The sequence below is a fragment of the Tolypothrix campylonemoides VB511288_2 genome (assembly GCF_045999855.1).
Lineage (GTDB): Bacteria > Cyanobacteriota > Cyanobacteriia > Cyanobacteriales > Nostocaceae > Scytonema > Scytonema bouteillei_A.
On the sequence record NZ_JBFPMW010000008.1, the window covers coordinates 214,152 to 239,999 of the forward strand.

Genomic DNA, 25,848 nt, shown 5'->3' on the forward strand with positions numbered 1-25,848 from the left:
AAAGATGCTAATGAAATTTTATAATATTATTAAAAAGCTGAGAAAACTTAAGCTTGTATGGAAAGAAAGAGGAATCCAACACCTGTTGCGTTTCCTATATGAACGTATTGCACGTAAATTTCAAGGCAAGAAAAACTATCAAAAATGGATAAGAGCAAATCGCTTAACTAAACAAGATATTGCATCTGCTCAGGTACAAATTGCCCAGTGGCAAATTCGACCTAAATTTTCGGTTATTGTCCCTGTTTACAACGTAGAGGAACAATGGCTGAAGAAAGCAATTGAATCTGTTTGCAATCAAATATATCCAGATTGGGAGCTTTGTATTGCTGATGATGCCTCAACCAAACCTCATATTCGCACAGTTTTAGATAAATACAGTAAACTTGATTCAAGAATAAAAGTTGTATTCCGTCAAGAAAACGGGCACATTTCAGCTGCTAGTAACTCAGCTCTAGAATTGGCTACAGGAGACTACATCGTCCTTCTAGATCACGATGATGAATTAGCTATTAATGCATTATTTGAAAATGCCAAGCTTATTAACGAACACCCTAATGCAGATTTTATTTATAGTGACGAAGATAAGGTAGATACTAAAGGTAACCGTTACGAACCATTTTTCAAACCGGACTGGTCTCCAGAGTATTTTTATTCCTGTATGTACACCTGTCATCTAGGTGTATATCGGGCTAAACTTATCCGTGAAATTGGTGGTTTTCGTAGCAAGTATGACGGTTCTCAGGATTACGATCTTGTACTGAGAGTTGTAGAAAAAACTCAAAACATCTATCACATACCCAAAATTCTTTATCACTGGCGAGCTATTCCAGCCTCAGCTGCATCGGGAGCAGATGCTAAGCCTTGGGCATATATTGCTGCTCAAAAGGCGCTAGAAAATATGTTAGAACGTTCGGCATATCCAGGGATTGTAGAAATGACTGCTAACCAAGGAATCTACAGAATTCGACGCAATATTGTTGGGCATCCCTTGATTAGTATAATAATTCCCAGTTCGGGAAAAAGCATTGATACCCCTTCTGGTTCTTTGTGTCTTTTGGAAAATTGTATCCGTAGTATTAAGCAAGTTAGTACTTATCACAATTTTGAAATTATTGTGGTTAGTGGAGATGATATTCCAGAGATAACTCTAGAGGCAATTTCATCTGTTAATGTGCAACAAATTTCTTGTGATGAAACGTCGAACTTATCTAAGCGAGTCAACATAGGAGCAGCCAAAGCTAAAGGGCAATTCTTACTTTTACTAAGTGATGATGTGCAGGTGATTAAACCGGATTGGCTGGAGTCAATGGTAGAATTCGCACAACAGAGAGAGATTGGTGCAGTAGGGGCAAAACTTTTGTCACCCGATAAAAGAATAAAGCACGTCGGGATTGTGATTCTCCAAGGAAATCCTTATCACGCCTTCTACGATTTTGACAGTGAATACCCTGGTTATTTTTGTTCAAATATCGTCAATAAAAACTACTTAGCCGTATCTGCTGCTTGCTTAATGATACGAACAGAGGTGTTCCAAGAGTTAGGAGGTTTAAATGAAGAGTTTTCTTTTAACTACAATAATATAGACTTATGCTTGAAAGCTCATCAAGCTGGATATCGAAACGTAGTAACGCCCTATTCTCAGTTAATTTACTACGAATTAACAAGGACTCAAAAAGAAGGCTTAAGAGCGGAAGATGTCAAGATATTTAACAAAAGATGGCAAAACTACTTTAAAACTTTGGAAAAAGACCCGTACTATAATATAAATCTGTCTTCCAACTCTCCTAATTTTGAATTATTTTAGTAAATTTAGCAAATTATAAATATTTGTAAATAGCGCTTCTAAACTAAGTTATTGAACAATAAAACTAACACTTATTATCAAAAATCAATAACGTTGGGTTTAGTTGTCATCCAAACTGTGTCTCAATGCGGTAATCACCACTTACGTTCCTCAAATTGGCTTGAGCAATCCTCACCCTTCAAGGGTGAGGTAGGTGAAGGTGATATTGTCTGGTATAAATCGGGATTGGCAATATCCTGCTTTTACTAACTTTCAATTTCAAAAGTATGCTTGCGTTGGCGGGGTTCCCCCGGTTAAAGCATATGGCGTGCGTGGGGAACCTTCTACCCTCAGACGAGAGGACTTCTGCCTTCTTTAAAATCAATTCGCCAGCTGTGTCCTCACAGAAGTCCGGGAGCTAGACCAACTCAATCTGTCAAAATTTCTATGGTAGACTACTGACCCCTAATCGATTTTCTGCTCGTCCATATAGAATGAAGTGCTCGAAGCCGCTCTTAAAAAATCCTTGTGCAACTCCGTTAGCTATATCTGAGTACCTAGTCAAATAGAAGTTTTCATCATAAGACGTACTGGGGCGACGCCCTTCTTTTTGTCCGTATACTATATAGTGATCCAAGCCGCCCGTCAATATGTCTTGAGTAACACCAGCAGCTACATCTGGATTTTGCGTCAAATAATACTGTTCGTCAAATACCTGTGGTAAGAACGCCTGACCATCATATTGCCCATATCTTACAGCATGCTCTGTCCCACTTCTCAAGAAGTTACCTTGAGTAACGGCTGTTGCTACATCTAAATTTGCAGATACATACTGGCTATTGTCAAAGGTACTGATGGGATTTCGCCCTTCATATATCCCAAAGCGAATATAATGATCGAAGCCACTTTGAAAAAAGCCTTGTGTGACACCATCACTCACATCTGGGTTGTTGGCTAAGTAATAAGCTTCATTAAACTCACGACTGGGGTTGCGCCCTTCTTTTTGTCCATATAACAGGTAGTGTTCAAACCCACTATCAAATACTCCTGCTCTGACTCCTGCCAACACATCTTGATTTTGAGATAAGTAGTAACCTTCGTCAAAGGATAGCATTCTTAAATCTCGATGTTCGTAAGACTTAAACCCATAGTTAATGAAATGCTCAAAACCGCTGCGAAGAGACCCTTGGGCAACACCAGCTGCAACATCTGGATTCTGGCTCAAGTACAAGCTATTACTAAATATTATACTCGGATCGCGTCCCTCAAAGCGACCAAACTGCTGGAAGTGTTGAAAGCCACTGCTGAATTGACCGTTAGCAACGGCAGCTGCTACATCAGGATTGTTACTGAGATAGTACTGGTCGTCGTACAACAAGGTAACTAAGTCATTACCTCGATTGACCAAAACGCGAAGCTGGTTTTCAAAATTGAAAGACCCTTGTAATGCAGGGTCGTCATTGTCAAGAATTGTGACGGTGAAGTTATTGTTCTGAGGGCTGAGTTGAGCGTTGGTTGGTGTTCCTAACGCGATCGCAACCGTTTTATTAGGTGCAAGACCCGTATTATCAACAGGTGTCAGGGTAACGCTAGCTGTCTGTTGATTTGGTGCAAAGGTAATAGAGGTGGGAATATTGTAATCAACACCGTTAACTGCTGTACCTGATAAAGTGAGAGGTATAGTGACTTCACTTGAAGTTGGGCGATCGAGTTGGGTAGTGATAGTTAAATTTCCATTTTCAGGCACAGTATTCACATTGGTATTAGCAATATTTACCAAAGGAATATAAGAACCCGTGAGTGTACTCGTTCTAAAGTTGTTAATTTCGTGAACATTAGTTAAGTCTCCCGTTCCAGCAGAAAACCCAAATTTAAAGGTTTGCGGTAAAGGAGCGTTGTTTGCTGATTCAGCAGTTACGTTAAAATTGGTAATCAGTTTTTCATTGTCATCAAAAACATTATTGTTATTCAGATCCATCTGAACCGACACTAACCCTTCTGGAGTCAGATCAATCTGAACATTGCGTTTGGAATTAGCGCGAGTTGCACCATCGCCAGGGTTATCAATACTAGTGCCTTCTGGTACTGTAGTTCCTGTCAAATATTTGTAATTTGTTGCTTGACTACCCCGGATTGCAACAGAATCTGGTCGTAGACCCGGTCCATCTGAACCAGCTACTGGATCGGAGAAGTTACCAAACTCATCAAAGGCAATACCAATATAGCCTCCAACTATACCGTCTTCAATAGGATCGACGCTTCGCGAAGAGTAACCCAACGAACCACCAGATGCGCCAGCCGTTGTTGGGTTTGCACTGCCATCAATCAAGAAGAAACTGATTCCATCTGCACCAGTTCCCCCATAGGAGTAGAGGTCAAAGTTAATGGACAAACCACTCGCTCTATTGATAGGCTGGTTGTAAAGGACAAAAGTACTTTGTGACTCTAAGTTATTTGTCAGCCTAAGAGCACCACTACCTTCTGGATCGATCGCCGTCGATCCACCAGGCAAACCTCCAACTGGCGCAGGTCCGCTACGAGCAGTTAGAAAAGGGTCAAGAGAGTCTCCTGTGTGACCAAATATCCAACTCTTTTGGGTAACATCGCTACCGATAAAGCTTTCGGTTAAAATGTTGTCTGTCATAATTCCAGCTCCAACAGTTTTGCTAATGAAAAGCAATCCCTCGATTAACTGTATTGTTAACCGAAACCTTAGATTTCCAATCTATACAAATTTATACAAACGGTATCGAGCGCGTATCTTTCTTGATTTTTTTAAGAAGGTTAGCCTCTTGTAAACTTTTTCTGTGTAGCTCTTGTGCTTTAACTTTGATGACTTGGATCTTAGAGACTTCCAATTCAAAAATATTCAATTTTTCCTTATGGTGAAGCGTTCTATCCCGCCACTAGTATATAACGAGCGAAGACGCCCGTCCCACAAGATTAAATAACTATAATCTCTTGGAAATCCCTTATCCTATGCACAACAAAACACAGTGCTGTACTAATTTAGACGCACAACCCTGAATAAGATTTATTATCCTTATGAAAATACCACTGCTGTAACCAGCAATACAAGATTATTCCTATAATAATAATTTATACATCTGTTCCTATTGCCAATCGCACACCCCAAAATAGGATCAGAAATGCGATCGCTAACCAGTCACGTCTTCCCAAACGTAAATTATGCCACTGGACTCGATGTTCGCTAGGGCTGGTAAAACCTCTTACCATCATCGCATTTGCCATTTGTTCTGCCCTAAGGAGTAAATTTTCCAAAAGTCTTTCTGCAACGAGCATCCAAACTTTAACTGCTCCTTTTAATCCCAATTTTTTCCAATTAATTGCCCTGGTCATAATAGAACGGATCAAGTTCTGAATCTCTTCCAAAACAAGAGGAATAAACCGCAAAGACAAAGTCAATGTCAAAGTAATTTCAGTAACAGGTATTTTCAACCTTTGCAGTGGTTGCATCAAGTTTTCTATAGCGGCTGTAATTTCCTCTGGAGCCGTTGTTAATAAGTATAAATTTGTACTATATATTAATGTAAATACCATTGTACTAACACGGATAGCCAAATCGACAGAGTGGCGAGAGACTCTCACAGGTGCTTTATCAAACAACACGTAGTTATAATCCTGTCGCGTACTTCCCGGTAGAGGCGCTACTACAGGAGCAGGAGTAGTTTGTTTCACCACAGCTTGTTTGGTAGGCAAACGTGGATGGTAATTTATACCGTAACCATCGGGGCTAACAGATAAAATTAAAAGCACAAAAAAGCACAAAACTAACAGCCAACCCATTTGCTGTCCCCAAACCCGTCTGGGAATCCGAGCAATTAAAGTTGCCAGAATTAAGATAACAACCAGCAGTACGCGCCAAAAATTGTTGGCGTATAAATAGGTTGTCAGAAAACTCATCAACCAAAAAAACTTGACACGCGGGTCTAGCTTGTGCAGCCAAGTTTGTGGTTGTTCTAAATAAAGACCAATTGGAAGCGATCGCAGTAAATCCATTGTATGAATTATGAATTATAAATTATGAATTATGAATGTAGAATCTTGACTTCATAATTCATCATTCATAATTCATAATTCTAAACGCGTGTAGCTCGATTTGCATTGGTACTTTCAACATCACGGGTTTTCTTGCTTCGCCACAGTATGCGAATGGGAGTCCCTTGAAAGCCCAAATTCTGACGAAATTGTCGCTCAATATAACGGCGGTAGTTGTCGTTAAAGCGTTTAGCTTCGTTAACAAATAATGCTATTGTAGGCGGCTGAGTGCTAACTTGAGTTCCGTAATAAATTCTACCCTGACGACCGGAACGAGAAACGGGTGGAGTGTGTCTGCCGATAGCTTCTTCCAAAACTTCGTTAACAACTGCTGTACTCACGCGACGTTTGTGAGATTGAGCAGCTCTATCAACCAATTCTAGAATCTTCTCGACTCTTTGCCCGGTCAAAGCGCTGACAAAGATGATTTCTGCCCATTCAGTAAAGTGCAGTCGCTCTTCCAAATGTTTTTGGTAATCGTAAATAGTGTAAGAATCTTTTTCTACAGCATCCCATTTATTAACAACCAGGACGCAAGCTCGACCATCTTCAATAATGCGTCCGGCTAACTTTTGGTCTTGCTCGGTCACTCCATCTAGGGCGTCTATGACCAATAAAACCACATCAGCACGACGAATTGCTTTGAAAGCACGGTTAATGCTAAAGAATTCCGGACCGTATTCCACATTTTTCTTTTTGCGAATCCCGGCGGTATCAATTAAGCGATAAGTTTTCCCGTCGCGTTCCACAACCGTGTCAATCGCATCGCGGGTGGTACCAGAAATTGGGCTCACGATCGCTCTTTCTTCTCCGACAAAAGCATTCAACAAACTTGATTTGCCGACATTTGGTCGTCCCACAATTGCGACTTTAATTTCCTCCGTTGCTGGGATGTCCTTGGTTTCAGGAAGATAAGTTATGAGCGCATCAAGTAAATCCCCCGTTCCGCTACCATGAATGGCAGAAACGGCAAAAGGTTCCCCCAATCCCAATTCCCAAAATTCAGCAGCTTGAATTAAGCCTTGTTCTGGGGATTCACACTTATTTACAGCTAACAGGACGGGAACTGTTTGTTGTCGCAACCACTCCGAAATTTCTTCATCGGCGGGTGTCGGTCCTGTCTGACCGTCTACCACAAAGATAGCAACGCTTGCTTCTTGTAAAGCTGCCATTGCCTGTTGGCGAATCAACGGTAAAAATTCCGTGTCGTCATTAAATACTAAACCACCCGTGTCTACAACCAAAAAATCGCGATCGTTCCAGTATGCTTCTCTGTAAGTGCGATCGCGAGTTACACCCGGTTCATCATGTACAATAGCAGACTGTTCTCCAGCCAAACGGTTGACGAAGGTAGATTTGCCCACATTAGGGCGACCAATAATAGCTACGATAGGAAGACGCATAATAATTACGGATGCACAATGCTCCAAATCTTTATTTTAGCTAGCTTAGACTAAATTTTACGCAAACAGTTGTATTGCCTCTGATGAGATATATAGTAATCATAAATGATTTGTGAAAAATTTTAAGTATTGTAGGGTAGGTAATGCTCATCAACAGCAAATATGCGGCATAGACCTACCTACTACATATATTTCAAAAATCAAATACGATTGCTATAACACGGGAAAATTATATAAATTTTAGTTATCATCGCTTGCACTAGCGGTTCTTAATAAATAAATTGATGAGACTGTATGAATTGGCAAGAATTCTGTTTACTATTAATGTCTGTCTTAGTGAGTGTCGCAGGGCAGTTTTTTTTAAAGTTAGGTGCAGTTAAGTTGGGAAAAGTGAATTCAGCCAATACGGTGAGTCATATTCTCAGCATAGCCACAACACCTGAGTTAATAGCAGGGCTAGCCTGTTATGGTTTAGGTGCTCTAGCCTACATACTGCTTTTGACTAGAGTCAATTTGAGCGTTGCAGGTCCTTCTGCATCTTTAGTTTATGTTTTCTCAGTTTTGTTAGGTTACTTCATATTCAAAGAATCAATTCCTCTTGTACGTTTAGTAGGCTTGGGTTTAATTGTTAGTGGAGTGATATTAGTCGTTTGGCAAAAATAATTACTACCAGCCACCAACAACTCCAAACAGAACTAGTGGTAGTGGTTGATGCAAAAGTAGCATCAAAATAAGAACTGCGATCGCTTCCCCTTATAGAACTTGCCGAAGTAGCGACTTAAGATAGAGTAGTACTCAGAATATGATAGCTGTATTCAGTCCTCAATAAGGAGTGCGATCGCAATGACCGCCGCAATTAAAAAACTGACTTTTGAAGAGTACCTCCAATATAACGATGGCACAGATACTCAATACGAACTAGTTGATGGAGAATTAATTCCCATGAGTCTTGGAACTGGCAAACATGGTAGAATATCCAAGTTTTTAGAACGAAAGTTTGATGATGAAAGTGCCAAAATGGAAAGGAATTGGACGGCACAAAAATTCTCAGTTGGAGTTCGTTCGCCACGTGGAGGGCGTTGGGATACATCAAGAGTTCCAGACGTAGTAGTTTTACCTGTAGAACAGTGGGATGCGCTGTCTAATCGGGAAGCAGTTATCGAACTTAACGAACCACCGCCCATTCTTGTAGTCGAAGTAGTCAGTGAATCTACTAGAATCACCGATTATCGAAGTAAGCGTTCCGAATATGCCGTCCTTGGAATTCCTGAATACTGGATTGTCGATCCCATTCAAGAAGTCATAACAGTGTGCATCTTAGTAGAAGGCTTTTATGATGCTATAACTTACGTAGGAGAAGAACACATTATTTCTCCTACTTTCCCAGAGTTAGATTTAGATGCCAAACAAGTGCTTGTTGGTAAATGATTTAAAAATCTAACTAGCTGAATTTGCGGTTGATTTTACTTCAACCTGAACCTTCTGCCCAATCTTTGGTTCAGTCCCCGCTAGCAAACGTTGAATATTGCTGCTGTGACGCCAAATGACATATAAGCCACCAACAACTCCAAATAAAACGTAGGGTAGTGGTTGATGTAGAACTACCATCAAAATAGGAACTGCGATCGCACCCGCAATAGAACTCAAAGAAACAATCCGAGAGATTGCCACAACAACAGCAAACACACCTGCTGTTCCCAAACCAACCATCCAATTCATAGACAGCAAAAGCCCCAAACCGGTAGCAACTGACTTACCACCACTAAAGCCTAAAAATATAGATTTGCTATGTCCCAAGACAGCAAATAAACCAGCCAAAGTCACCATCCAAGGTTGCCATAATTGAAGATCTACCGTTGGAGGAACAAAGCTTTGACTTGAGGCAAAATTAAAAAACCAGTAAACAAGGACTATTGCCAAGACTCCCTTCAAACAATCCACCAGTAGAACAAAAGCCCCCGGTCCGGTTCCCAAGGTTCTGAGTACGTTAGTTGCACCAGTCGAACCAGAACCAACTTCCCGAATATCAATACCCTTAAGAAGCTTACCTACCGTGTACCCCGTAGGTATCGAACCCAGTAGGTAAGCCAAAACCAAAACCGCCCCGCACAAACTTAACCAAGTCGTCATAATTTTAAAAAATGCTAATTGTTAATAGCTAATAGCTAATAGCTAATAGCTAATTGTCAATTGTTAATTACCAGTCTTTCATCAATCATTAGCCATTAGCCATCAGCCATCAGCCATCAGCCATTAGCCATTAGCCATCAGCCATCAGCCATCAGCCATTAGCCATCAGCCATTAGCCATTAGCCATTAGCCATCAGCCATTAGCCATCAGCCATTAGCCATCAGCCACTAGCCATTAGCCATCAGCCATTAGCCATCAGCCATCAGCCATTAGCTATTAGCCATTAAAAATCATCATCATAAGTTCTCATCATTTTAGGGTCAGGAGCAAAAGCTAGCCATAGCGGAAATTGTAGCAATGCTAAGCTAATTTGCTCTTCAGAATCGTCAATTACAATCAAGGGCAATAAATTGGCTTTTTCCAGTCTCTCTGCTTTTTGTGCTAAGGCTTCTGGTGTTTCAAACAATACCACGCCTCTATCGGGTCCAAAGTCAGGACGACCTATTCCCAAGCAATCTTGCAAACCCCGCCGCCATTCTCCGAGACGCTCTGGTGTATTTGCTAATACTAAGGTCCGTACTCGATCGCCATAAAGTTTGTTTAAGATTGAAATAACTGCTGAGGCAATCAAAATATTCTGCAACCGACTACCCATTGTACGTAAAGCCCCTCGACCCCCTTGGTTAAAGAACCAATTGGATACTCGTTCTGCATGAATTGGTTCAAAGGTGCGACGCAGTTGCCAAGCCGGACCGTAGTAATCTGGTTTGGTGCGGTACTGGTCAATCAAACGGCGAACTTGTTTAATTGTGTCCTGAAACTGCTGTTGGGCAAATTGAGGTGTTATGGATTGCGGTTCCTTCTGCTTAACTTCCGATCTAACCTCTCTCACCTCAAGCACTTCTGGTTCTGGTTTTGATGGTGACACCAGTTGCATCTGTTCTGCTGCTGCGACTAAGTCCTGCAGACTCCCTGTCAGGTAATCTTTAAAACCTTGTACCCGAATTGCTAAATCTTGGGAAGAACCCGCAAAAGTTGTCCGCATTTCGTTCCGAATGCGTTCTTGACGGCGTTCGAGTTGTTCTACGGAAATTTGCAGCGCCTGTTTGCGTTGTTCTAACTGAGACAAAGCTTCTTGTACCAATTGTGACATCGCCATTTGAGTTTCCCCCAATTGCGATTGGAGGGTTTTGTACGATGCTTGTAGATTAACTATTTCTCTTCTAAGTGCTTGTTCTTGGCGTTGCAACTCTTGGAGACGTTGCGCTGCTTCTACTTCTTCGCGACTCTTATCTGATTCTGATGTTATGTTTGACCTCAGGGTGGGAATTTCTTGTTCTAACTGCGTCACTCCCTCGGTGGTTGATTCTTCTGTCGATCCAACTGTTATATCTGTTGGTTCTACATCTGATACGGATAAAACAGAAGCGGGTCGATCTTGTGTCTCAACTTGGGGATTTGACGCTGATATTTCTACCACCGACTCCACAGATGATTGATCTGGTTGTTCAGATTGTATTTCTTGCTCTTGGTTTGTCATCAATGGTTCATCAGTTGGTTTTGGTGTTTGAAATTCCTCTGAGTTCATAAAATAACAATAGTTTAACTTTTAGGACGCGAGTTAATAGCTTTCAGAAATATACAGCCCTAAGTGCTATGTGCCAAGTTTAAGGATGGCTTAACACTAATTGCGCGGACAGCGTTCTTCCAAACAAGATTTTAGAGTTTTGGGGTCAAATATAATTGGCAAAAAGTGAATGCTGTTTATTTCTTTAAAATAAAACAAGATGGGAATTGGATTCCAGAATATACGCCAGTTTTGCCATTCTCGATAGGGAAAGCAGCGAATTAATTTGTCCCCTCTGTAAATATCTAAATCGGTGGCGGTAAACCTCAAACGTATTGTTCCCGCCTGAAACATCAGAAACAAGCCAAGCAATGTCACAAATAAGCCGATCCAAGGTTGCACGAAAAGCAGTGGAATTGCTGCGATCGTCAGCACCACAGGTATATTGTAACTGGGCTTAAGTTCTACGGTTGATATCGAGTTGGAGGTGTATGAAGTCGTCATACGATTTTGGTTTTTGGATTGTGGTTTTTGGATTTGGGTCTAAAACCCCTGCATTAAAGCACTACCGGCTCCTTGGAACATGATCCAAGAAAGAAAGAAGTTACTAATAAATATAATCAATAAGGCAGTCACAACAGCAGTTGTTGTGGATTGTCCCACTCCTTTTGCTCCTCCTGTTGTCGTTAATCCCCAGCTACATCCTATAACGGCAATGAGAATGCCAAAACAACACGCTTTCACCATTGCACTCAGAATATCCCAGGTGTTTAAAAAATTCCGGGCTGAGTCTAGAAAAACGGTATCTGAAAGATTGTATACATTTGTTGCGATCGCCATTCCCCCAAGCATCCCCGTTACTAAGGATAGAAGTGTTAGAATGGGCAGCATAATGCAGCAAGCCAGGACGCGAGGGATGACAAGATAATCAATCGGGTCTGTTTTGAGCATCAAAAGAGCATCGATCTGTTCGGTAACTCGCATTGTTCCAATTTCTGCTGCAAATGCCGAACCAACTCGCCCCGCGATAATAACTGCTGTTAACACGGGTGACAGTTCTCGTGTCAGCGCTACAGCTAAAACTCCACCAACAATATTGCCAGCACCAAAGGTAATAAATTCTCTTGCTACCTGGATAGTAAATACTGCACCAACAAAAATAGCTGTTAATAAGGCAATGAACAGCGAATCCGGTCCGACAGCTGCTAGTTGCTCTAAAGTGTTCCGCCGATGAATTTTTCCTCTAAGTAAGTGAACAATGACTTGTCCACTCAAGAACGTCGCAGCCAGCAATCGCTGACTCCACGTTCCCAAACTGGATTTAGATGTGTCATTTGTCATTGGCGATGGGTGGATTTTGGAGTTTGAATTTTAGATTGGGTAGACAAGGGAGAGGGGGTAGACAAGAGAGTAGATACTATCTTCCTTGTCCTCCTTGTCCCCTCGTCCCCTGTTGTTTTCATTAACTAAGTTTAAAGCTCTTTTCAGAAATTCAAGCGTTGCTCGCACTCGCTCTCATTTAAACTCAAATCCCAGTTTACGGTCAAATGCCTGCTGTACTTGGATCGCAGCAAATTTGCCTTTTGGGGATCGCAAAACATCTCTGAGAGAGATTGTGTATGTATTTTAATGTAAACTTAAGATTTTTGAACTCTCCCCTGAAACGGGACGATCGCGCTTATTGTAGAAATTGATAATGGGATTGCTTTGTTAACTACTCATTTATTTTATTCTTGCCCAATGAGCATTATTACGAACTTTCTCCGATCTCTCTTACTATCGATTATCTTTAGTTTTGTTGCTCCCATGCTTCTTATCGGTAGTTTCTTCCTGAGTGTCTCTCTTTTGGCTTACATTCCCGGTTTACAAGCCATAACTGATGCGATCGCAACTCCTCTGTTGGAATTTCTTTCTATCTTCGGGAGTGGGACTCCCCTTGGCGGTCTATTTGTTATTTGTTCTACCTTTAGTGTTGCTGGGGCGCTCTTTGAAGTTTACGCCTATTACAGGTGTCAAATTTTACGCTAGATCCACTGCTTTTTCGCTAGAGATACGTAAAAATTTTCCCAATTGTTAACTTTACTAAACCTTTGCTCTCCTAGCTTCTACAGTAGGTGGAACTTAACTATGCCTGTAGATAATTCCTTTTCTCTGCAAATCCTGTATGATTTGAAGTTTATTAACTCTGTCTGCTCTTTTATAACTTAAGCTTTGAAGATTTGTATACTTTTTTATTACTTTCTGTTTAAATTTTAACAAACCAGGTTAAAAATAAATCTAAAGAAAATATAAAATTTTTATAAAAGCGGTGAGATTCGCAACATCTGCTTGTTTTTCTTAACATAGAAAAGCAGGTATTATACGTGCTTTGCATCTCGTGTCTAAGTCTGTTAGGAGTTTTTTAACTGCTCATGGTATGGCCTTTTAAACCTAAATTCCAGAAACAAATTGCTCGGATTGAAATTACTGGTGCAATTGCGAGTGCTACTCGCAAGCGTGTCTTGGAAGCGTTGAAAACAGTCGAAGAAAGAAAATTTCCTGCACTGTTGCTACGGATTGACAGTCCTGGCGGTACGGTAGGAGATTCTCAAGAAATTTACAGTGCGTTGAAAAGATTGCGCTCAAAAGTGAAAATAGTTGCTAGTTTTGGTAACATTTCTGCTTCGGGTGGAGTTTACATCGGTATGGGAGCAGAACACATCATGGCAAATCCCGGTACGATTACGGGTAGCATTGGTGTGATATTGCGCGGTAACAACTTGGAACGCTTGTTGCAAAAAATTGGTGTCTCTTTTAAGGTAATTAAGTCAGGACCTTACAAAGATATTTTGGCTTTTGACAGAGAACTGACAGAACCAGAACAAAACATTTTGCAAGAATTAATTGATACGAGTTACCAGCAGTTTGTACAAACTGTGGCTGATGCTCGTTCCCTAGGTGTAGAAACAGTAAGAAGTTTTGCAGATGGTCGAATTTTTACCGGACAGCAAGCATTAGAGCTAGGTGTCATAGATCGATTGGGAACAGAAGAAGATGCTCGCCGTTGGGCTTGCGAACTTGTTAGTCTCGATCCTGAAAAAACTCCTGTTTATACCTTAGAAGAACGCAAGCCTTTGTTAAGTCGTCTCGTACAAGGAAGTATCCAAGCTTCACCAGGGTTAAGTGCTGGAATTGATTGGGTTGAATTTGAAATGTCCACAAGTGGATTGCCTTTATGGTTATATAGACCATAAAGAAAAAATCGTCATTTGTCCTTTGTCGTTTGTCTGAGACAATGAATAAACAGCGATCGGTGAATAATTAAGGAGGAAAAATAAGTGGAGTGGCGAATGCGGGCGATTCGCGGCGCAACAACCGTCTCAGAAAATACGGTTGAAGCAATGCAAGAAGCGGTAATGGAACTACTTGATGAACTTGAAAAACGGAATCAATTACATCCAACAGATATTATTAGCATAACGTTTAGTGTCACAAGCGATTTAAACGCAACTTTTCCGGCTGCGATCGCACGAAAGCGTCCTTATTGGGATGTTGTACCCATGTTGGATGTACAGCAAATGCATGTTGAGGGGAGTTTGGAACGTTGCATCCGTTTTTTAGTTCACGTTCACGTTCCTGCTTCTGCCCCAATCCATCACATTTATTTACGTCACGCCGCAAGTTTGCGCCCTGACTGGTCTTTGCCTGTTTTGGAGGGAGTCGGGATTAGGGATTAGGGACTGGGGATTAGGGATTAGGGGACAAGGTAGACAAGGTGGAATAAATGACTTACGCCCAATGCCAAACGCCCAGTGCCCTATTGCCTAATGCCCAATGCCTACCTAGTTGCTGTGATGAAACCGAATGCCTAAAAAGATGTCATAGACAAATCCAAAAAAATCTTTTTTCTGTAGCAACCCTGTTGATTGATAGCAGCCTTTTTCATCCAGGAGAGGTTTCATCAAGTTATACGTGGGCTGATAATTATACCAGGGAATGGAAGGCCACAAATGATGAATGAGATGGTAGTTCTGCCCCATAATCAAAATGTTGAGAATGGGATTGGGGTAAACGCGAGCATTTTTCCAGCGATCGCGTTCTGTAAAAGGACGGTGGGGTAAGTAATCAAAAAACAGTCCCAGTGCTATGCCTACAACAAAAGCAGGAATAAACCAGAAATTGAGAATGTAACCTAAAAAGTGGTACTGAACCGAGATGTAAAAGATTGAACCGACAATCAACCTGCTGATAAACCATTCAAGTAGTTCGTTTTTGCGCCACAATTGTCGCTTAAAGAAAAATACTTCATGGTATAAAAATCGCACTGCAATCAACCACAAAGGACCGCCTGTGGAGACGTAGTGATCCGGATCGTCTTCTGGGTCGTTAACATGAGCGTGATGCTGCAAATGGACTCTTGTGAAGACGGGGAATGCAAAAGCAAGCATCAGAGCACTGCCATGACCCAACATAGCATTAACGACTCGATTGCGATGAGCAGATTGGTGACAGGCATCGTGAATTACCGTACCTGCCATGTGTAAAGCAAGAGTATTAGCAGTAAAGCACACCCAGTGTTGCCATTCCCAAACCCAGTAGCCAAAGTTAGATAACACTAGTATTGCCACCGCTACCAAAAACATGAGCAGCGTCGGGTTGAAATCACCCGGAGGCGCTAGAAACTCCTTTGGGGGGACTGTCAGTGGCTTTGGTGCCTCCGACGTCAGCATCATAAACTCCTTTTTCGCCGATTGGTTATCTAGATAATGCCACTTTTCTATGAATGAAAGTTAAGTTTTGACAGACAAAATTGCAGAAAGTAAATTTTGTCTACAAAATTTATCATCGATTCCACATATTAGCAGCAGAATAAGGGTATGATTTCAAGCGAGTCGTTCACGATTGGTTCTGTAGCGACAGACAAGAGATGCATCCTAACATTAGGATGATTCCCAGAGTAGCTCCCACTAGTTCAGCTCCTATGCAACTAAAAGATTCCCTTCGCCGTACAAAAATTGTCGCCACAATCGGACCTGCTACTAGCAGCCCGGAAATGCTAAAAGCCATTATTGAAGCTGGTGCAACCACATTGCGACTCAACTTTTCCCACGGAACTCACGCCGACCATCAGCGAAATATCCGCCTCATCCGACAAACCGCATTTGAACTTAACAAACCAGTAGCCATCCTTCAAGACTTACAAGGACCGAAGATTCGTCTGGGAAAGTTTGAAAATGGATCTATAGTTTTGGCAAAAGGCGATCCCTTTATTCTAACGAATCGCCCGGTTGTGGGTATGCAGGATATAAGTTGCGTAACCTACGATTATTTGGCAGATGAAGTACCAACAGGGTCAAGAATTCTGCTAGACGACGGGCGAGTGGAAATGCTCGTAGAGGATATCAATCGCGAAAAAGGCGATTTGCACTGTCGCGTGACTGTGGGCGGGACACTTTCCAATAACAAAGGAGTGAACTTTCCGGGAGTTTACCTGTCCATCAAAGCAATGACGGAAAAAGACCGAGAGGATTTGATTTTTGGTCTCGATCAGGGCGTTGACTGGGTCGCTCTTTCTTTTGTCCGCAATCCTCAGGATATGATTGAGATTAAAGAGCTCATTTCCAGCACGGGTAAGCAAGTACCGGTTATTGCCAAAATAGAAAAGCACGAAGCGATCGAACAAATGGAAGCCGTTCTAGCGTTGTGCGATGGGGTAATGGTAGCAAGAGGCGATCTCGGCGTAGAATTGCCAGCCGAGGATGTACCGATATTACAAAAACGATTGATTGCGACTGCCAATCGTTTGGGTATTCCCATTATCACCGCCACTCAAATGTTAGACAGCATGGTGAGTAACCCCCGTCCAACTCGTGCTGAAGTATCGGATGTGGCTAATGCGATTTTAGATGGTACGGATGCGGTGATGCTCTCGAATGAAACCGCAGTTGGTAAGTTTCCAGTGGAAGCTGTGGCTACCATGGCGCGGATTGCCGAACGTATCGAACAAGAAGAAGCAGAAAACACCAACACCAGTCTGCTAAGAGATCCAAAGCGTTCCATTCCCAACGCTATCAGCCAAGCAGTCGGTCAAATTGCAGAACAGCTAGGTGCAGCAGCAATTATGACTCTGACACAAACAGGAGCAACAGCGCGAAATGTTTCCAAATTTCGTCCCCAGACACCAATTTTAGCAGTGACACCTCACGTGAATGTGGCACGGCAATTACAGCTCGTGTGGGGGGTTAAACCGTTGTTGATGTTAGAACTTCCTTCTACAGGTCAGACATTCCAAGCAGCCATGAACGTTGCTCAAGAAAGGGGCTTGTTGTCTGAAGGAGATTTGGTCGTTATGACTGCAGGAACTCTCCAAGGCGTTTCCGGTTCCACAGATTTGATTAAAGTTGAAGTTGTGACAGCAGTTCTCGGTCAGGGAATTGGATTGGGACAAGGTTCTGTCAGCGGTCGCGCAAGAGTTGCTCACACCGGTATGGATGCAAGCAATTTCAATCACGGAGAAATTTTGGTTGCGCCTACTACCAGTGCTGATTTTGTTGATGCAATTCGTAAATCGGCTGGAATTATTACTGAAGATGAAAGTCTCACCAGTCATGCAGCTGTCATCGGGTTGCGTCTTGGGGTGCCGGTCATTGTTGGTGTGAAGAATGCCACACAAGTCATTCGCGATGGAGCCATTTTGACGATGGATATACAGCGCGGTTTGGTTTACTCTGGCGCAGTTGGCACTCCGTAAATTAAGAGGTCACTCCTTATATTGTCTCTGTGCTCTGTGTTCCTCTGCGGTTTGAAAATCATTTATTTAACTACAGAGGCGCAGAGTACGCAGACGAGTAAAGTATAATATATTAAATTAATAATAAGAGCATAAGTTTAACAATGAAAACCGAACAAGATAGACAACAATTAATTAAAGAGATTAATGTACTGCTACATCAAGCTTATGACAGTACATTAGATGAGATTTACGCACTTTTAAAACGAATCGATGATATAGAGGATGAAGAAGACTTATTAGCTATTGAAGAAGCTAGAGAAGACATACGCATTAATGGTACTGTGTCTTGGGAGGAAATAGAAGAAGAAATAAGAAACGATAGACACAAGGACGTTGCGTGAGTTACAAAGTAAAATTTACAAAGGGTGCCAAAAAACAGTTGAGAAAACTACCCCTCGACGTACAAGAACGCATACAAGCGAGAGTCAATGATTTAAAAATAGAACCGCGTCCAGACGGGGTTAAAAAGTTAAAAGGGCAAAAAAATTCATATCGTATTCGTATTGGTGATTATCGTATAGTTTATGAAATAGAAGATGACGTTTTAAAGGTAACTGTCGTCAAAGTAAAACATCGGAGCGAAGTTTATAAGGATGATGGTTAAAAGTTGCATGGAGAAAACTACATTGATGCCGCTATTTACAAACTAGTAATATCTATGGTAGTCCGTGTCCCAACGTCATCATTGAGATTCTCTCACCAAAAACAGCTGCAACAGACCGAGGTTTGAAAAAGCAAATATATTAAGACATTTTTCGCACTCCAGAATATTTCTGGTTTGACCCAGATAGTTTAGAATTTCAAGGATTTGAGTTGCTTCGTGGACAATATCAGCAACTCCAACCCAATGCAAACGGTAGGCTTTGGAGTCAACAGCTTAGCTTATAGTCCAATAGTTTATTAAAATCATACTTAGTTTTATCGATAGTTAACTTGATGTTAAATTTCACTATAGTAAATAACCTTTGTTCTAATTTTTTTTAAATCACTCAAGGTGATATCTTGAAGATTCTGCAAACCTTGTAATCCTCCACGAGAATCTGAAGATGGAGCTCGCAGTAACTGATTAATCCTTTGAGGTGAGGAAAAAAAGCGGAATTCATGTATTCCACCAAATTCTTTATCTTTGGTCACTTCAAATAAATAGCTTAGCGCTGTTATTCCAGGCTCTAACCCTTGCCAGTCAATATAATCATCACGCCAGATAGGTATAGACTCAATACGACCTGCAGAGTCAACTCTAATCAAGTAAATGTAAATTTGCGAATCAGTGAGATTTTTAATCCTAAATTGAAAAGAATTTCCATCTTTAAAGTAAAATCCTCTTAGCTCACCAAGCATTTGTTCTTGAGCAACCTCAAAATTGTCACTATCTAAACCGGAAAGCAACGCTATTTCAACAGGAAAGTCAGTCTCTGAAATAGTGAAGCTATATGCCCAACTCGGAATATTTAAGTAAGAATTAATTGTTTCAAGGTCTTTTGATGATAAAGGAATCCTCCCGGTAGGTGGATGTAGAGAAAAAAGTTTTTGTGCAGCAGTGGCAGCTTCTTTGATATTGCTTTCAAGGAGCTTGAGCCTATACTCAAGATAAAGAGCTTCAGGACTACTCGATTTTAATGTGACAATCTGTTGAGTCAATTCCTTGAAAGTTGTAATTTCGCCACACTGAAGAGCAGAAAACGCACGGGCTTTTAGTGCATCAAAGCTTTGATTCCGTAATGAGATTACCATCTCACCTCGATCGTCGAGATAAAACGCTCCAAAGTCTGGTGTTTGTCTTGATTCAGAGGCTTGACCAACTTTTTGTTGAATGAATAATCCCAATTCTGAAGAAGTAATCAGTCCATTGTTATCTAAATCTGCTTTGCCCCAGTTAAACCCATCCACTAATGTACCAGTAAATAATGAGTGACCGGGAATTGGTCCGCCATCTAATGCCCGTTGCTCCCGTCGGGCGGAAGTAATTACTTTGCGACTGATTCGACTGCTAAGGTCTTTTTCATAGCGAACTGCATCTCGGGAGATCTTCATTGCTTCACCCAATGCAAAACCACTATGACAGGAATCTAGAATCACAAGGATATGTCTTGCAGGAAGGCAGCTAATGGATTGAAGAAGTGGATCGATTTTGATGTAATCACTCCAAACTTCTTTTGGTCCTTGTGCTTCTACTGGGACGATGAACCCTGTTTCTCCAACGACTTTGCCACCTACTTTGTCAACACGGGTATGCCCGTGCCCTGCAAAAAATAATACCAAGTTGTCATCTTCTTGTAACTCTTCACGAAGCCGATCCTCAATTAGAGATGCGATCGCTGTTTTAGTCGCTGCTTCGTTAAACAGCGGAGCTATCGGTGCTGAAAATCCCAACTTGTCGATGAGCGCCTGTTGAAGACCGATTGCATCCCGAACAGCATTCTTAAGTTTTTGCCAGTGGACATACTCGTCAATACCAATAACCACGACGAGCGAGCGCCCCTGCTTGACAGGTTCAAATTCAACTTCGACATCTAACACAGTCATCTTACGCTCGAGTCTTTCTATTTCTTGAATTTGCTCCGTCATAATCCTCACGTTATTTCTTAATTGCAATTTGTTTTGTATAAAATAATTCTCATACTTGAAGCTGCCAGAGCTTAATTTCCATGTCATCACCGCCACTAGCAATTAAATTGCCATCAGGGCTAAAGGCAACTGCACGCACCTCTCCTAAATGTCCTGTAAAGGTTTGCAATAACTTCCCTGTTGCCAAATCCCAGAGTTTCACAGTGTAATCCGCACTAGCACTGGCAATTTTTGTTCCATCTGGACTGATGGCAACACACCAAACGCGACCTGCATGACCTGTCAAAATATGAGGAGCTTTCTTTTCACCTGTTGCTAAATCCCAAAGCTTGATTGTTCGATCTGCACCGCTACTAATTAGGGTTTGAGTTTGCGAGCTAATTGCCAATGACAAAACTTCGCTTAAATGAGCGTAAGGAATAATGTAGGCTGGTTGTTCAGTACCTTTGTCTAAATCCCAAAGTTTAACAGTGGAATTTTGACCGCCACTAGCTAGCATTCGTCCATCAGAACTGAAAGCAAGTGTGAGAACTGCACTTTGGTGAGCTTGAATACTACGCAACCATTTTCCCGTCTTTAAATCCCAGAGAGAAATTTTCCCATGTTCTGCACCCGTAGCAAAGCACGAGCGTTGGGGATTTGGATTAACGGGTAATGCCTGAACTAAAGTTAGTGTTTTAGAAGAAGCTTTTATTGTGTAGCGACAATCTCCTGTTTTTTTATCTGACAGTTGACTGTAATCCCATGCCTTAACGATCGCATCAGTACTGCTACTGAGCAGAATTTGTCCGTCAGGGCTGATACCAACACATTTGATGCGATCGCGATGTCCTGTTAGCAGATGTAAGAGTTGACCCGATTGCACATCCCACAGTCTCACTGTTTTATCGTTGCTGCTGCTTAAAAGCCTTTTACCATCAGGACTAAATGCGAGGGAACGAATCCAATCCGCATGACCAATAAGAGATTCGCTGTTGGATGTTCCGAGCGCAGTAGTAGTTGGTACACTGATAGTGTTAGGTTCGCTTTTCTTCTTCAACACCGGAATTGAATGCGTTGAAGATAGAGTTTTCTGTGTCTCTTCTGGAGAAGAAAGAACAATCATCTTCCGATGCTGAGATGATGGCGCTGACAATTCTAGATCGATTGCATTGCAGCCTAGTTCATATGCCATTTCAATAGACTTACCAGCACCAATGCCATCATAGAAACCCACAGCAAATGCGATGGCGGCTTCGTCCAGAATCTCGCGATTCATACCAATGACATAGTTAATGTGTTGAACAATTGCCGTTGCTTGCTCTTCCGAGTAACAGGCATTCAGTAAAACACATTCCACTTTATTGGCAAAAAGTTTAAACAATCCAGATAGCGTTTCACCACTAACAAGACGTTCTTCGCCATCGTCACCTTCTAAAACCAAACCATCATTGCCAGTTCCATGTCCGCAGAAATGAATAATTTGCGGTTCAACATCTAACAAGGCGCGTCTCAGATCGATAGGGCGTACTGCTCCTCGTACTTCGATGCGAAATTCATCGCGATTTTGCGATCGCCTCAAACCTTCTCGAATGTCGCGAATTTCACGGTCTAAATCGAGGGCTGAAGTTCCTTTGGGATTGGATGCTAAAATTAGTATTGTCTTCAAGCCTTAACTCCTTTACAAAAAGTTCAGATTTTGTCATTAGCTAACTGAACAATAAATCGAGTTTTCATAGTAGAGGGGCTGTCAAAATCAAGAAAGGAATTTGTTATTTTTAATTCTCGTGCAATTCTCTTTGATAGCCCTATTTAGAAACTATTGCTTAATAGTAAACTTTACCTGTTTGGTTGCCCATTCAGCATTGGGATCGGGTTCGTAAACCATTGCACGAGTTAACTCAGGCGGTGGTGGAGTGTCAACATCAGCACCAATAGTAGCCAAGAGTTTGTTGAGAGGATTGATATGATGAGCTTCTCCCCTTTCTGTAAGTTTTTCTGCTTCCTCCTCAAGGTGTCCATCAAGATTTCCTCTTTGACCAAAATCCTTATCTAGAGCATTCAAAGTTAGCCATTGGAAGTTAGCAAGACCGCGAGTTGCAAACAGTTTGAGTGTTTCTTCAGCTTGTTTGTATCCTCTTGGCAAAGCAGGACTCATTCTTATATGTACTTGTTGGTCCTTTTCAATAGAAAAGAAAATACTAGAAATTCCCTCAATGGGAATTTGAGAAATAGCCCAAGTGGGTTCTAAATCGAGAACAGCAATACTGAGAGGTTGAGAATAGGTATTCTTGACTCGTAAAAACACTGATTCCCCTGGTGTTAAAACTAAATTGTTAGTTTCAGAAAACGATTGCTTTCTCTGGTCTACTAATTCAAATTCAAGATAATCAGCAAGTTCAGAAGCTGGATTATCAAGTGCCTGAACTGCTTGATATTTTGCTAAATGAACCAAGCGATTGACTATCCCAGTCGCTGCATTTGGAGCATCAATTTGCAGTGGTAAACCTAAGTTTTTAAGAGGCGTGCCAATACAAATTTCATACTCGCCATCTCTACCAACCGCAACTTGATAGTGAGCCTCTTGCTTGTCACCAGGTTCTACTTCAACCACCCAACCATTGCCAGCCAAAGCTTGCCGAACTGGCTCTAAAGCTTCTTTTTGTTTTCCAGCTAACTCGGATGGTAATTGATTTTCTTTATCTCCTACTTCTTTCGTGTCAAACAAGCGAACTCGACGCACGAGATCGACGGGTGCAGATACCATAACAGCAGGAGCACCTAGTTCGATTTTTTCTGTAACCGCAATACCCCCCTCTTGAGGTTCTAAAACTCTAGCAACCGCTTTATTGGCTTGAACGTCTTCGAGTTCAACAATTGCTAGTTGTTGTTGCCGCTTGGAAAAATCTGTTGTATTCAGTAGGTAAATGGCAAATCTTGTGCCATCACTGAGTCCATGAGCTAACCCAGCATTCAAGGTAACTTGTTTTTGGTTAGAGTTTACACTAGTAACTGCTAGCGTGTAGTGATGCGGTAAGTTCTCATTTCCAAAGACTATGCGAGTGCCATCACCAACCAACATGGGTAATTGTTGAGGAAACTTACTCTGAATTTGAGCGCAAACGCGATCGTACAACGCCCTGAAACTCAATCCTGTTGTGGAACTAGTTGCCAGAGTTTGAACGATCCAGTAAGTTAGCGCTCCATGTCGCTCCTTACCATCAAATGCATACTCGTATGCATACTCATTAGGACGGCAGGCTGCCAAGAGAAGGTAATTATTTGCTGGAGGAACCCATGCTGTGTCACCATCTATTCCTCCATTTAGAGCTTTCCAATTTGCGATCAACTCTTCATCTTCGGCAACCAAGCTTTTATGGTTAGGCGGTGTTTTGTCAGTTTCTTCTCCGCCTCGGATAGCAGCATCACCTCGGGTTACTCCTCCAGAGTGGCAGCTATCCATAATAATTGTGACAACCAACCCTTTATCCGTCATTCGCTTCAAGAGAGTTGTTAATTCGATATCCAGTAAGTAGCGACCTCCATTGCCAATATCCATTGGCACAATACATTCATCATATTGGTCAGCCCCTTTCAGTTTTTCATAAATGGTTTTTGCACGTCCTCCATGTCCGGAGTAGTGAATGTATACTTGCTCTCCTGGTTGCGCTATTTCTGTGACGGTACGAAACTTTGCAACAATATTTTCATAGGTTGGTGTTAAGTCCAGGATTTCGGTATTATCAGAGGTTCCAGGATTTGGAGAAGTGAGCTTAAACATCCTTTCAGAAGGAATTTGCAAAGTTTTTATGAGATAGTCTGCTACAAGATTTATGTCACGCACGCATCCTTTCAGACTCTTGTACAACGTATTAGGTAGATAGTAGTCGATGCCAATTAATAATGCGTAAATATTCATTGTTTGATTAATTGGGTCAGCCATTTTTCTTTTTGCTTTCCTCTAAAGTGAATAATCGATTAACCTAATGATTTCTTGCTATCAGCCCGCTTATCGTGTAGCTTCTATCACATAAATGAGAGGATTGACTTTCGCGATCGCACTCTTTCATTCTTCTAGAGTCAAGAATAAATGAGGTGATTGGAAGTCGCATCTGTACAAAAAAAGTCCGCCTCCATGGACTAACGGGAAAAGTAGGATTTCAAATTTTTTTGACCAAAGCGGTTGAAAAGCAATAGGCTAAGGTTTTTGAAGATTTATTGTCGTTCAGTCGTGTGAACCTTTTCAGCATTTTTATTTAGGTAATTATTGATACATTTGAGTGGTTGTAAAATGATACACGTTATTAAAGTAGTATTCCGGATTTTCAAAAAAATAAGAAATTAAGAAAATCTAAAGAAAATTGCTGAGTTTCTAAATCAGTTGCATGAGTTTCCTAGCTCTTGATTGTTCGCGATCGCACTGTTAGGTTAAACTCTAGTAATTGGAAGAAACATTTAACGAGTCTCCCAACTCATATCGAGAAACTTTATGTCTTGTCAACACCTGAATGAACTGACTCTAGAAAATCTTATCCTTAAAGCAAACTACCCAGTATTTCGTTGTGAAGAATGCATTCGGATTAATGGTCGCTGGGTACATCTTCGCATTTGTCAGACTTGTGGCAAGATGCTGTGCTGTGACTCGTCCGAACATCAACATTCCCGCCGTCACTACGAAGAAACCGGACATATGGTGATTAGTTCAGCAGAATTAGGAGAGCAATGGCTGTGGTGTTTTGCGGATGAGCAACAGAAGAATTATTAAAATAAAGTCCAACTAGAAGGCAAAAAATGGGTATAACGCCATACCAATATATTCTACAGAGTCGAATGAAAAGGCGAAGCATCTACAGCAACATCAGGATTGGTCTTTTAGGCTATGATTGGAGTGCATAGCTTACAATTATGATTACTGCTACTTTAAAAAAAATCTATGCACATTTCTCTGCCACCTGAAGTCGAAGCACTAGTAAAACGTCAACTCACAAGCGGGAAGTATCAAAACGCAATTGAAGTTATTTTTGCAGGTGTAAAACTCCTAGAACAACAAGAAGATATTTATCAAGGGCGATTGCAAGAGCTTCAAGAAGAAGCAAGCATTGGGTTGTTAGCATCTCAAAGGGGCGAAGTTGTTGATGGTCCAACTGCAATGGCTCAAATCCTTTCTAATTTGCGATCGCGCTACGGTGTCTCAGACGAAGCATGACTCAACAATTTCGCCTCACCGAACCTGCTATTAAAGATATCGAGGAAATTGCGGATTATATTGCTAAACAATCTGGCTTAGCTCAATCAGAGCTTTTTTTGAGTAAGCTTAATGCTAAGTTTACTAAAATTGCTAAGTTCCCTAACCTTGGACGGCAACGTGATGAAATTTTACCTGGTATCCGCAGCCTCCCAGTAGATAACTACCTCATTCTTTATATGTCTATAGGGCAAGATGTAGAGATTTTTCGTGTCATCAGTGGTTATCGAAATTTATCAGATCTATTCAATGATTCTGATTCTTAATACTGACTATTGTTGAGAATTTATTTGCTTGCTTAATTCCACTTCAAGCTCTTCCAAAGTTACTGACTTCGC

Annotated in this window: 23 protein-coding genes and 1 pseudogene; 13 read left to right on the plus strand and 11 right to left on the minus strand. The window is 41.4% G+C overall.

What is annotated here, in order from left to right; translation table 11 throughout:
- Nucleotides 1-10 precede the first annotated feature (10 nt).
- Nucleotides 11-1,807: a glycosyltransferase family 2 protein gene (locus tag AB0756_RS23825; RefSeq protein WP_038089776.1), complete on the plus strand. Its 1,797-nt coding sequence runs from the start codon at nucleotides 11-13 to the stop codon at nucleotides 1,805-1,807.
- A 424-nt stretch (nucleotides 1,808-2,231) separates the two neighbouring features.
- Here AB0756_RS23825 and AB0756_RS23830 read toward each other — a convergent pair whose 3' ends face one another.
- The 3 genes from AB0756_RS23830 to der all read right to left on the minus strand — a co-directional run bounded on the left by AB0756_RS23830 (nucleotide 2,232) and on the right by der (nucleotide 7,248).
- Nucleotides 2,232-4,430 (minus strand): L-type lectin family protein, encoded by a 2,199-nt coding sequence (locus AB0756_RS23830; RefSeq protein WP_050045205.1) that lies wholly within the window; start codon nucleotides 4,428-4,430, stop codon nucleotides 2,232-2,234.
- Between the two features lie 455 nt (nucleotides 4,431-4,885).
- Nucleotides 4,886-5,806, minus strand: a complete 921-nt coding sequence (locus AB0756_RS23835) for an energy-coupling factor transporter transmembrane component T family protein (RefSeq protein WP_038089773.1) — start codon at nucleotides 5,804-5,806, stop codon at nucleotides 4,886-4,888.
- Nucleotides 5,807-5,886: 80 nt separating this feature from the next.
- Nucleotides 5,887-7,248, minus strand: coding sequence for a ribosome biogenesis GTPase Der (gene der, locus AB0756_RS23840; protein ID WP_038089772.1), 1,362 nt, complete (start codon nucleotides 7,246-7,248; stop codon nucleotides 5,887-5,889).
- A gap of 294 nt (nucleotides 7,249-7,542) precedes the next feature.
- Between der and AB0756_RS23845 the strand changes: the two genes are divergently transcribed.
- Nucleotides 7,543-7,911 carry an EamA family transporter gene (locus AB0756_RS23845; RefSeq protein WP_038089770.1) on the plus strand — a complete coding sequence of 123 codons (369 nt, stop codon included), beginning with the start codon at nucleotides 7,543-7,545 and terminating at the stop codon, nucleotides 7,909-7,911.
- Between the two features lie 180 nt (nucleotides 7,912-8,091).
- Nucleotides 8,092-8,676 (plus strand): Uma2 family endonuclease, encoded by a 585-nt coding sequence (locus AB0756_RS23850; protein ID WP_038089767.1) that lies wholly within the window; start codon nucleotides 8,092-8,094, stop codon nucleotides 8,674-8,676.
- A gap of 9 nt (nucleotides 8,677-8,685) precedes the next feature.
- Here the strand turns inward: AB0756_RS23850 and plsY are convergent, their stop codons facing one another.
- The 4 genes from plsY to AB0756_RS23870 all read right to left on the minus strand — a co-directional run bounded on the left by plsY (nucleotide 8,686) and on the right by AB0756_RS23870 (nucleotide 12,287).
- On the minus strand, nucleotides 8,686-9,378 hold the full coding sequence (gene plsY, locus AB0756_RS23855; RefSeq protein ID WP_038089764.1) for a glycerol-3-phosphate 1-O-acyltransferase PlsY: 693 nt from the start codon (nucleotides 9,376-9,378) through the stop codon (nucleotides 8,686-8,688).
- 284 nt (nucleotides 9,379-9,662) lie between these two features.
- A complete protein-coding gene (locus tag AB0756_RS23860) occupies nucleotides 9,663-10,967 on the minus strand; it encodes a DUF3086 domain-containing protein (protein ID WP_038076757.1) in 1,305 nt (434 codons plus the stop codon).
- 96 nt (nucleotides 10,968-11,063) lie between these two features.
- Complete coding sequence (locus tag AB0756_RS23865) at nucleotides 11,064-11,450, minus strand: DUF3119 family protein (protein ID WP_038076760.1); 387 nt, start codon at nucleotides 11,448-11,450, stop codon at nucleotides 11,064-11,066.
- 39 nt (nucleotides 11,451-11,489) lie between these two features.
- Nucleotides 11,490-12,287, minus strand: a complete 798-nt coding sequence (locus AB0756_RS23870; protein ID WP_038076761.1) for an MlaE family lipid ABC transporter permease subunit — start codon at nucleotides 12,285-12,287, stop codon at nucleotides 11,490-11,492.
- Between the two features lie 399 nt (nucleotides 12,288-12,686).
- Here AB0756_RS23870 and AB0756_RS23875 point away from each other — a divergent pair, with 399 nt between their 5' ends.
- The 3 genes from AB0756_RS23875 (at nucleotide 12,687) to aroH (ending at nucleotide 14,662) form a co-directional block, all read left to right on the plus strand.
- Nucleotides 12,687-12,974 carry a hypothetical protein gene (locus tag AB0756_RS23875; protein WP_072040700.1) on the plus strand — a complete coding sequence of 96 codons (288 nt, stop codon included), beginning with the start codon at nucleotides 12,687-12,689 and terminating at the stop codon, nucleotides 12,972-12,974.
- Nucleotides 12,975-13,357: 383 nt separating this feature from the next.
- Nucleotides 13,358-14,179 carry a signal peptide peptidase SppA gene (sppA, locus tag AB0756_RS23880; RefSeq protein ID WP_038076763.1) on the plus strand — a complete coding sequence of 274 codons (822 nt, stop codon included), beginning with the start codon at nucleotides 13,358-13,360 and terminating at the stop codon, nucleotides 14,177-14,179.
- Between the two features lie 96 nt (nucleotides 14,180-14,275).
- Entirely contained in the window at nucleotides 14,276-14,662 is a 387-nt protein-coding gene (aroH, locus tag AB0756_RS23885; RefSeq protein ID WP_038076765.1) for a chorismate mutase, read from the plus strand.
- A gap of 105 nt (nucleotides 14,663-14,767) precedes the next feature.
- Here the strand turns inward: aroH and crtR are convergent, their stop codons facing one another.
- A complete protein-coding gene (gene crtR, locus AB0756_RS23890) occupies nucleotides 14,768-15,655 on the minus strand; it encodes a beta-carotene hydroxylase (protein WP_038076786.1) in 888 nt (295 codons plus the stop codon).
- A 251-nt stretch (nucleotides 15,656-15,906) separates the two neighbouring features.
- On the opposite strand from crtR, the gene pyk reads away from it, so the two are divergent.
- From pyk to AB0756_RS23910, 4 genes and pseudogenes are all read left to right on the plus strand, one after another.
- Nucleotides 15,907-17,676, plus strand: coding sequence for a pyruvate kinase (gene pyk / locus AB0756_RS23895; protein WP_038076788.1), 1,770 nt, complete (start codon nucleotides 15,907-15,909; stop codon nucleotides 17,674-17,676).
- 143 nt (nucleotides 17,677-17,819) lie between these two features.
- Nucleotides 17,820-18,059 (plus strand): hypothetical protein, encoded by a 240-nt coding sequence (locus AB0756_RS23900; protein ID WP_017743485.1) that lies wholly within the window; start codon nucleotides 17,820-17,822, stop codon nucleotides 18,057-18,059.
- Entirely contained in the window at nucleotides 18,056-18,322 is a 267-nt protein-coding gene (locus tag AB0756_RS23905) for a type II toxin-antitoxin system RelE family toxin (protein ID WP_038076768.1), read from the plus strand. Before AB0756_RS23900 ends, AB0756_RS23905 begins: the two co-directional genes overlap by 4 nt.
- Before the next feature lie 68 nt (nucleotides 18,323-18,390).
- A pseudogene (locus AB0756_RS23910) lies at nucleotides 18,391-18,603 on the plus strand (Uma2 family endonuclease); the annotation flags it as partial.
- A gap of 54 nt (nucleotides 18,604-18,657) precedes the next feature.
- Here AB0756_RS23910 and AB0756_RS23915 read toward each other — a convergent pair.
- The 3 genes from AB0756_RS23915 to AB0756_RS23925 all read right to left on the minus strand — a co-directional run bounded on the left by AB0756_RS23915 (nucleotide 18,658) and on the right by AB0756_RS23925 (nucleotide 24,208).
- Nucleotides 18,658-20,286, minus strand: a complete 1,629-nt coding sequence (locus AB0756_RS23915; RefSeq protein ID WP_038076770.1) for a caspase family protein — start codon at nucleotides 20,284-20,286, stop codon at nucleotides 18,658-18,660.
- 49 nt (nucleotides 20,287-20,335) lie between these two features.
- Nucleotides 20,336-21,934: a WD40 domain-containing protein gene (locus AB0756_RS23920; protein ID WP_050045206.1), complete on the minus strand. Its 1,599-nt coding sequence runs from the start codon at nucleotides 21,932-21,934 to the stop codon at nucleotides 20,336-20,338.
- A gap of 150 nt (nucleotides 21,935-22,084) precedes the next feature.
- Nucleotides 22,085-24,208, minus strand: coding sequence for a caspase family protein (locus tag AB0756_RS23925; RefSeq protein WP_038076772.1), 2,124 nt, complete (start codon nucleotides 24,206-24,208; stop codon nucleotides 22,085-22,087).
- Nucleotides 24,209-24,754: 546 nt separating this feature from the next.
- On the opposite strand from AB0756_RS23925, the gene AB0756_RS23930 reads away from it, so the two are divergent.
- From AB0756_RS23930 to AB0756_RS23940, 3 genes are all read left to right on the plus strand, one after another.
- Nucleotides 24,755-25,030 carry a UBP-type zinc finger domain-containing protein gene (locus tag AB0756_RS23930; RefSeq protein WP_072040702.1) on the plus strand — a complete coding sequence of 92 codons (276 nt, stop codon included), beginning with the start codon at nucleotides 24,755-24,757 and terminating at the stop codon, nucleotides 25,028-25,030.
- 168 nt (nucleotides 25,031-25,198) lie between these two features.
- The gene (locus tag AB0756_RS23935) at nucleotides 25,199-25,471 is read left to right on the plus strand and encodes a ribbon-helix-helix domain-containing protein (protein WP_038076774.1); all 273 of its coding nucleotides are present in this window, start codon (nucleotides 25,199-25,201) and stop codon (nucleotides 25,469-25,471) included.
- Nucleotides 25,468-25,776, plus strand: coding sequence for a type II toxin-antitoxin system RelE/ParE family toxin (locus tag AB0756_RS23940; protein WP_038076776.1), 309 nt, complete (start codon nucleotides 25,468-25,470; stop codon nucleotides 25,774-25,776). The genes AB0756_RS23935 and AB0756_RS23940 overlap by 4 nt, the downstream gene beginning before the upstream one ends.
- The last annotated feature ends 72 nt before the right edge of the window (nucleotides 25,777-25,848 follow it).

What these genes read in the sequence shown, in the direction of transcription:
- AB0756_RS23860 (WP_038076757.1), bottom strand. Translation starts at nt 10,967, where the DNA reads ATGAACTCAGAGGAATTTCAAACACCAAAACCAACTGATGAACCATTG.
- AB0756_RS23850 (WP_038089767.1), top strand. Translation starts at nt 8,092, where the DNA reads ATGACCGCCGCAATTAAAAAACTGACTTTTGAAGAGTACCTCCAATAT.
- AB0756_RS23870 (WP_038076761.1), bottom strand. Translation starts at nt 12,287, where the DNA reads ATGACAAATGACACATCTAAATCCAGTTTGGGAACGTGGAGTCAGCGA.
- AB0756_RS23865 (WP_038076760.1), bottom strand. Translation starts at nt 11,450, where the DNA reads ATGACGACTTCATACACCTCCAACTCGATATCAACCGTAGAACTTAAG.
- plsY (WP_038089764.1), bottom strand. Translation starts at nt 9,378, where the DNA reads ATGACGACTTGGTTAAGTTTGTGCGGGGCGGTTTTGGTTTTGGCTTAC.
- AB0756_RS23835 (WP_038089773.1), bottom strand. Translation starts at nt 5,806, where the DNA reads ATGGATTTACTGCGATCGCTTCCAATTGGTCTTTATTTAGAACAACCA.
- AB0756_RS23915 (WP_038076770.1), bottom strand. Translation starts at nt 20,286, where the DNA reads ATGACGGAGCAAATTCAAGAAATAGAAAGACTCGAGCGTAAGATGACT.
- AB0756_RS23925 (WP_038076772.1), bottom strand. Translation starts at nt 24,208, where the DNA reads ATGGCTGACCCAATTAATCAAACAATGAATATTTACGCATTATTAATT.
- AB0756_RS23940 (WP_038076776.1), top strand. Translation starts at nt 25,468, where the DNA reads ATGACTCAACAATTTCGCCTCACCGAACCTGCTATTAAAGATATCGAG.
- AB0756_RS23845 (WP_038089770.1), top strand. Translation starts at nt 7,543, where the DNA reads ATGAATTGGCAAGAATTCTGTTTACTATTAATGTCTGTCTTAGTGAGT.
- pyk (WP_038076788.1), top strand. Translation starts at nt 15,907, where the DNA reads ATGCAACTAAAAGATTCCCTTCGCCGTACAAAAATTGTCGCCACAATC.
- AB0756_RS23830 (WP_050045205.1), bottom strand. Translation starts at nt 4,430, where the DNA reads ATGACAGACAACATTTTAACCGAAAGCTTTATCGGTAGCGATGTTACC.
- AB0756_RS23875 (WP_072040700.1), top strand. Translation starts at nt 12,687, where the DNA reads ATGAGCATTATTACGAACTTTCTCCGATCTCTCTTACTATCGATTATC.
- crtR (WP_038076786.1), bottom strand. Translation starts at nt 15,655, where the DNA reads ATGCTGACGTCGGAGGCACCAAAGCCACTGACAGTCCCCCCAAAGGAG.
- AB0756_RS23825 (WP_038089776.1), top strand. Translation starts at nt 11, where the DNA reads ATGAAATTTTATAATATTATTAAAAAGCTGAGAAAACTTAAGCTTGTA.
- AB0756_RS23935 (WP_038076774.1), top strand. Translation starts at nt 25,199, where the DNA reads ATGCACATTTCTCTGCCACCTGAAGTCGAAGCACTAGTAAAACGTCAA.
- AB0756_RS23900 (WP_017743485.1), top strand. Translation starts at nt 17,820, where the DNA reads ATGAAAACCGAACAAGATAGACAACAATTAATTAAAGAGATTAATGTA.
- aroH (WP_038076765.1), top strand. Translation starts at nt 14,276, where the DNA reads ATGCGGGCGATTCGCGGCGCAACAACCGTCTCAGAAAATACGGTTGAA.
- AB0756_RS23930 (WP_072040702.1), top strand. Translation starts at nt 24,755, where the DNA reads ATGTCTTGTCAACACCTGAATGAACTGACTCTAGAAAATCTTATCCTT.
- der (WP_038089772.1), bottom strand. Translation starts at nt 7,248, where the DNA reads ATGCGTCTTCCTATCGTAGCTATTATTGGTCGCCCTAATGTGGGCAAA.
- sppA (WP_038076763.1), top strand. Translation starts at nt 13,358, where the DNA reads ATGGTATGGCCTTTTAAACCTAAATTCCAGAAACAAATTGCTCGGATT.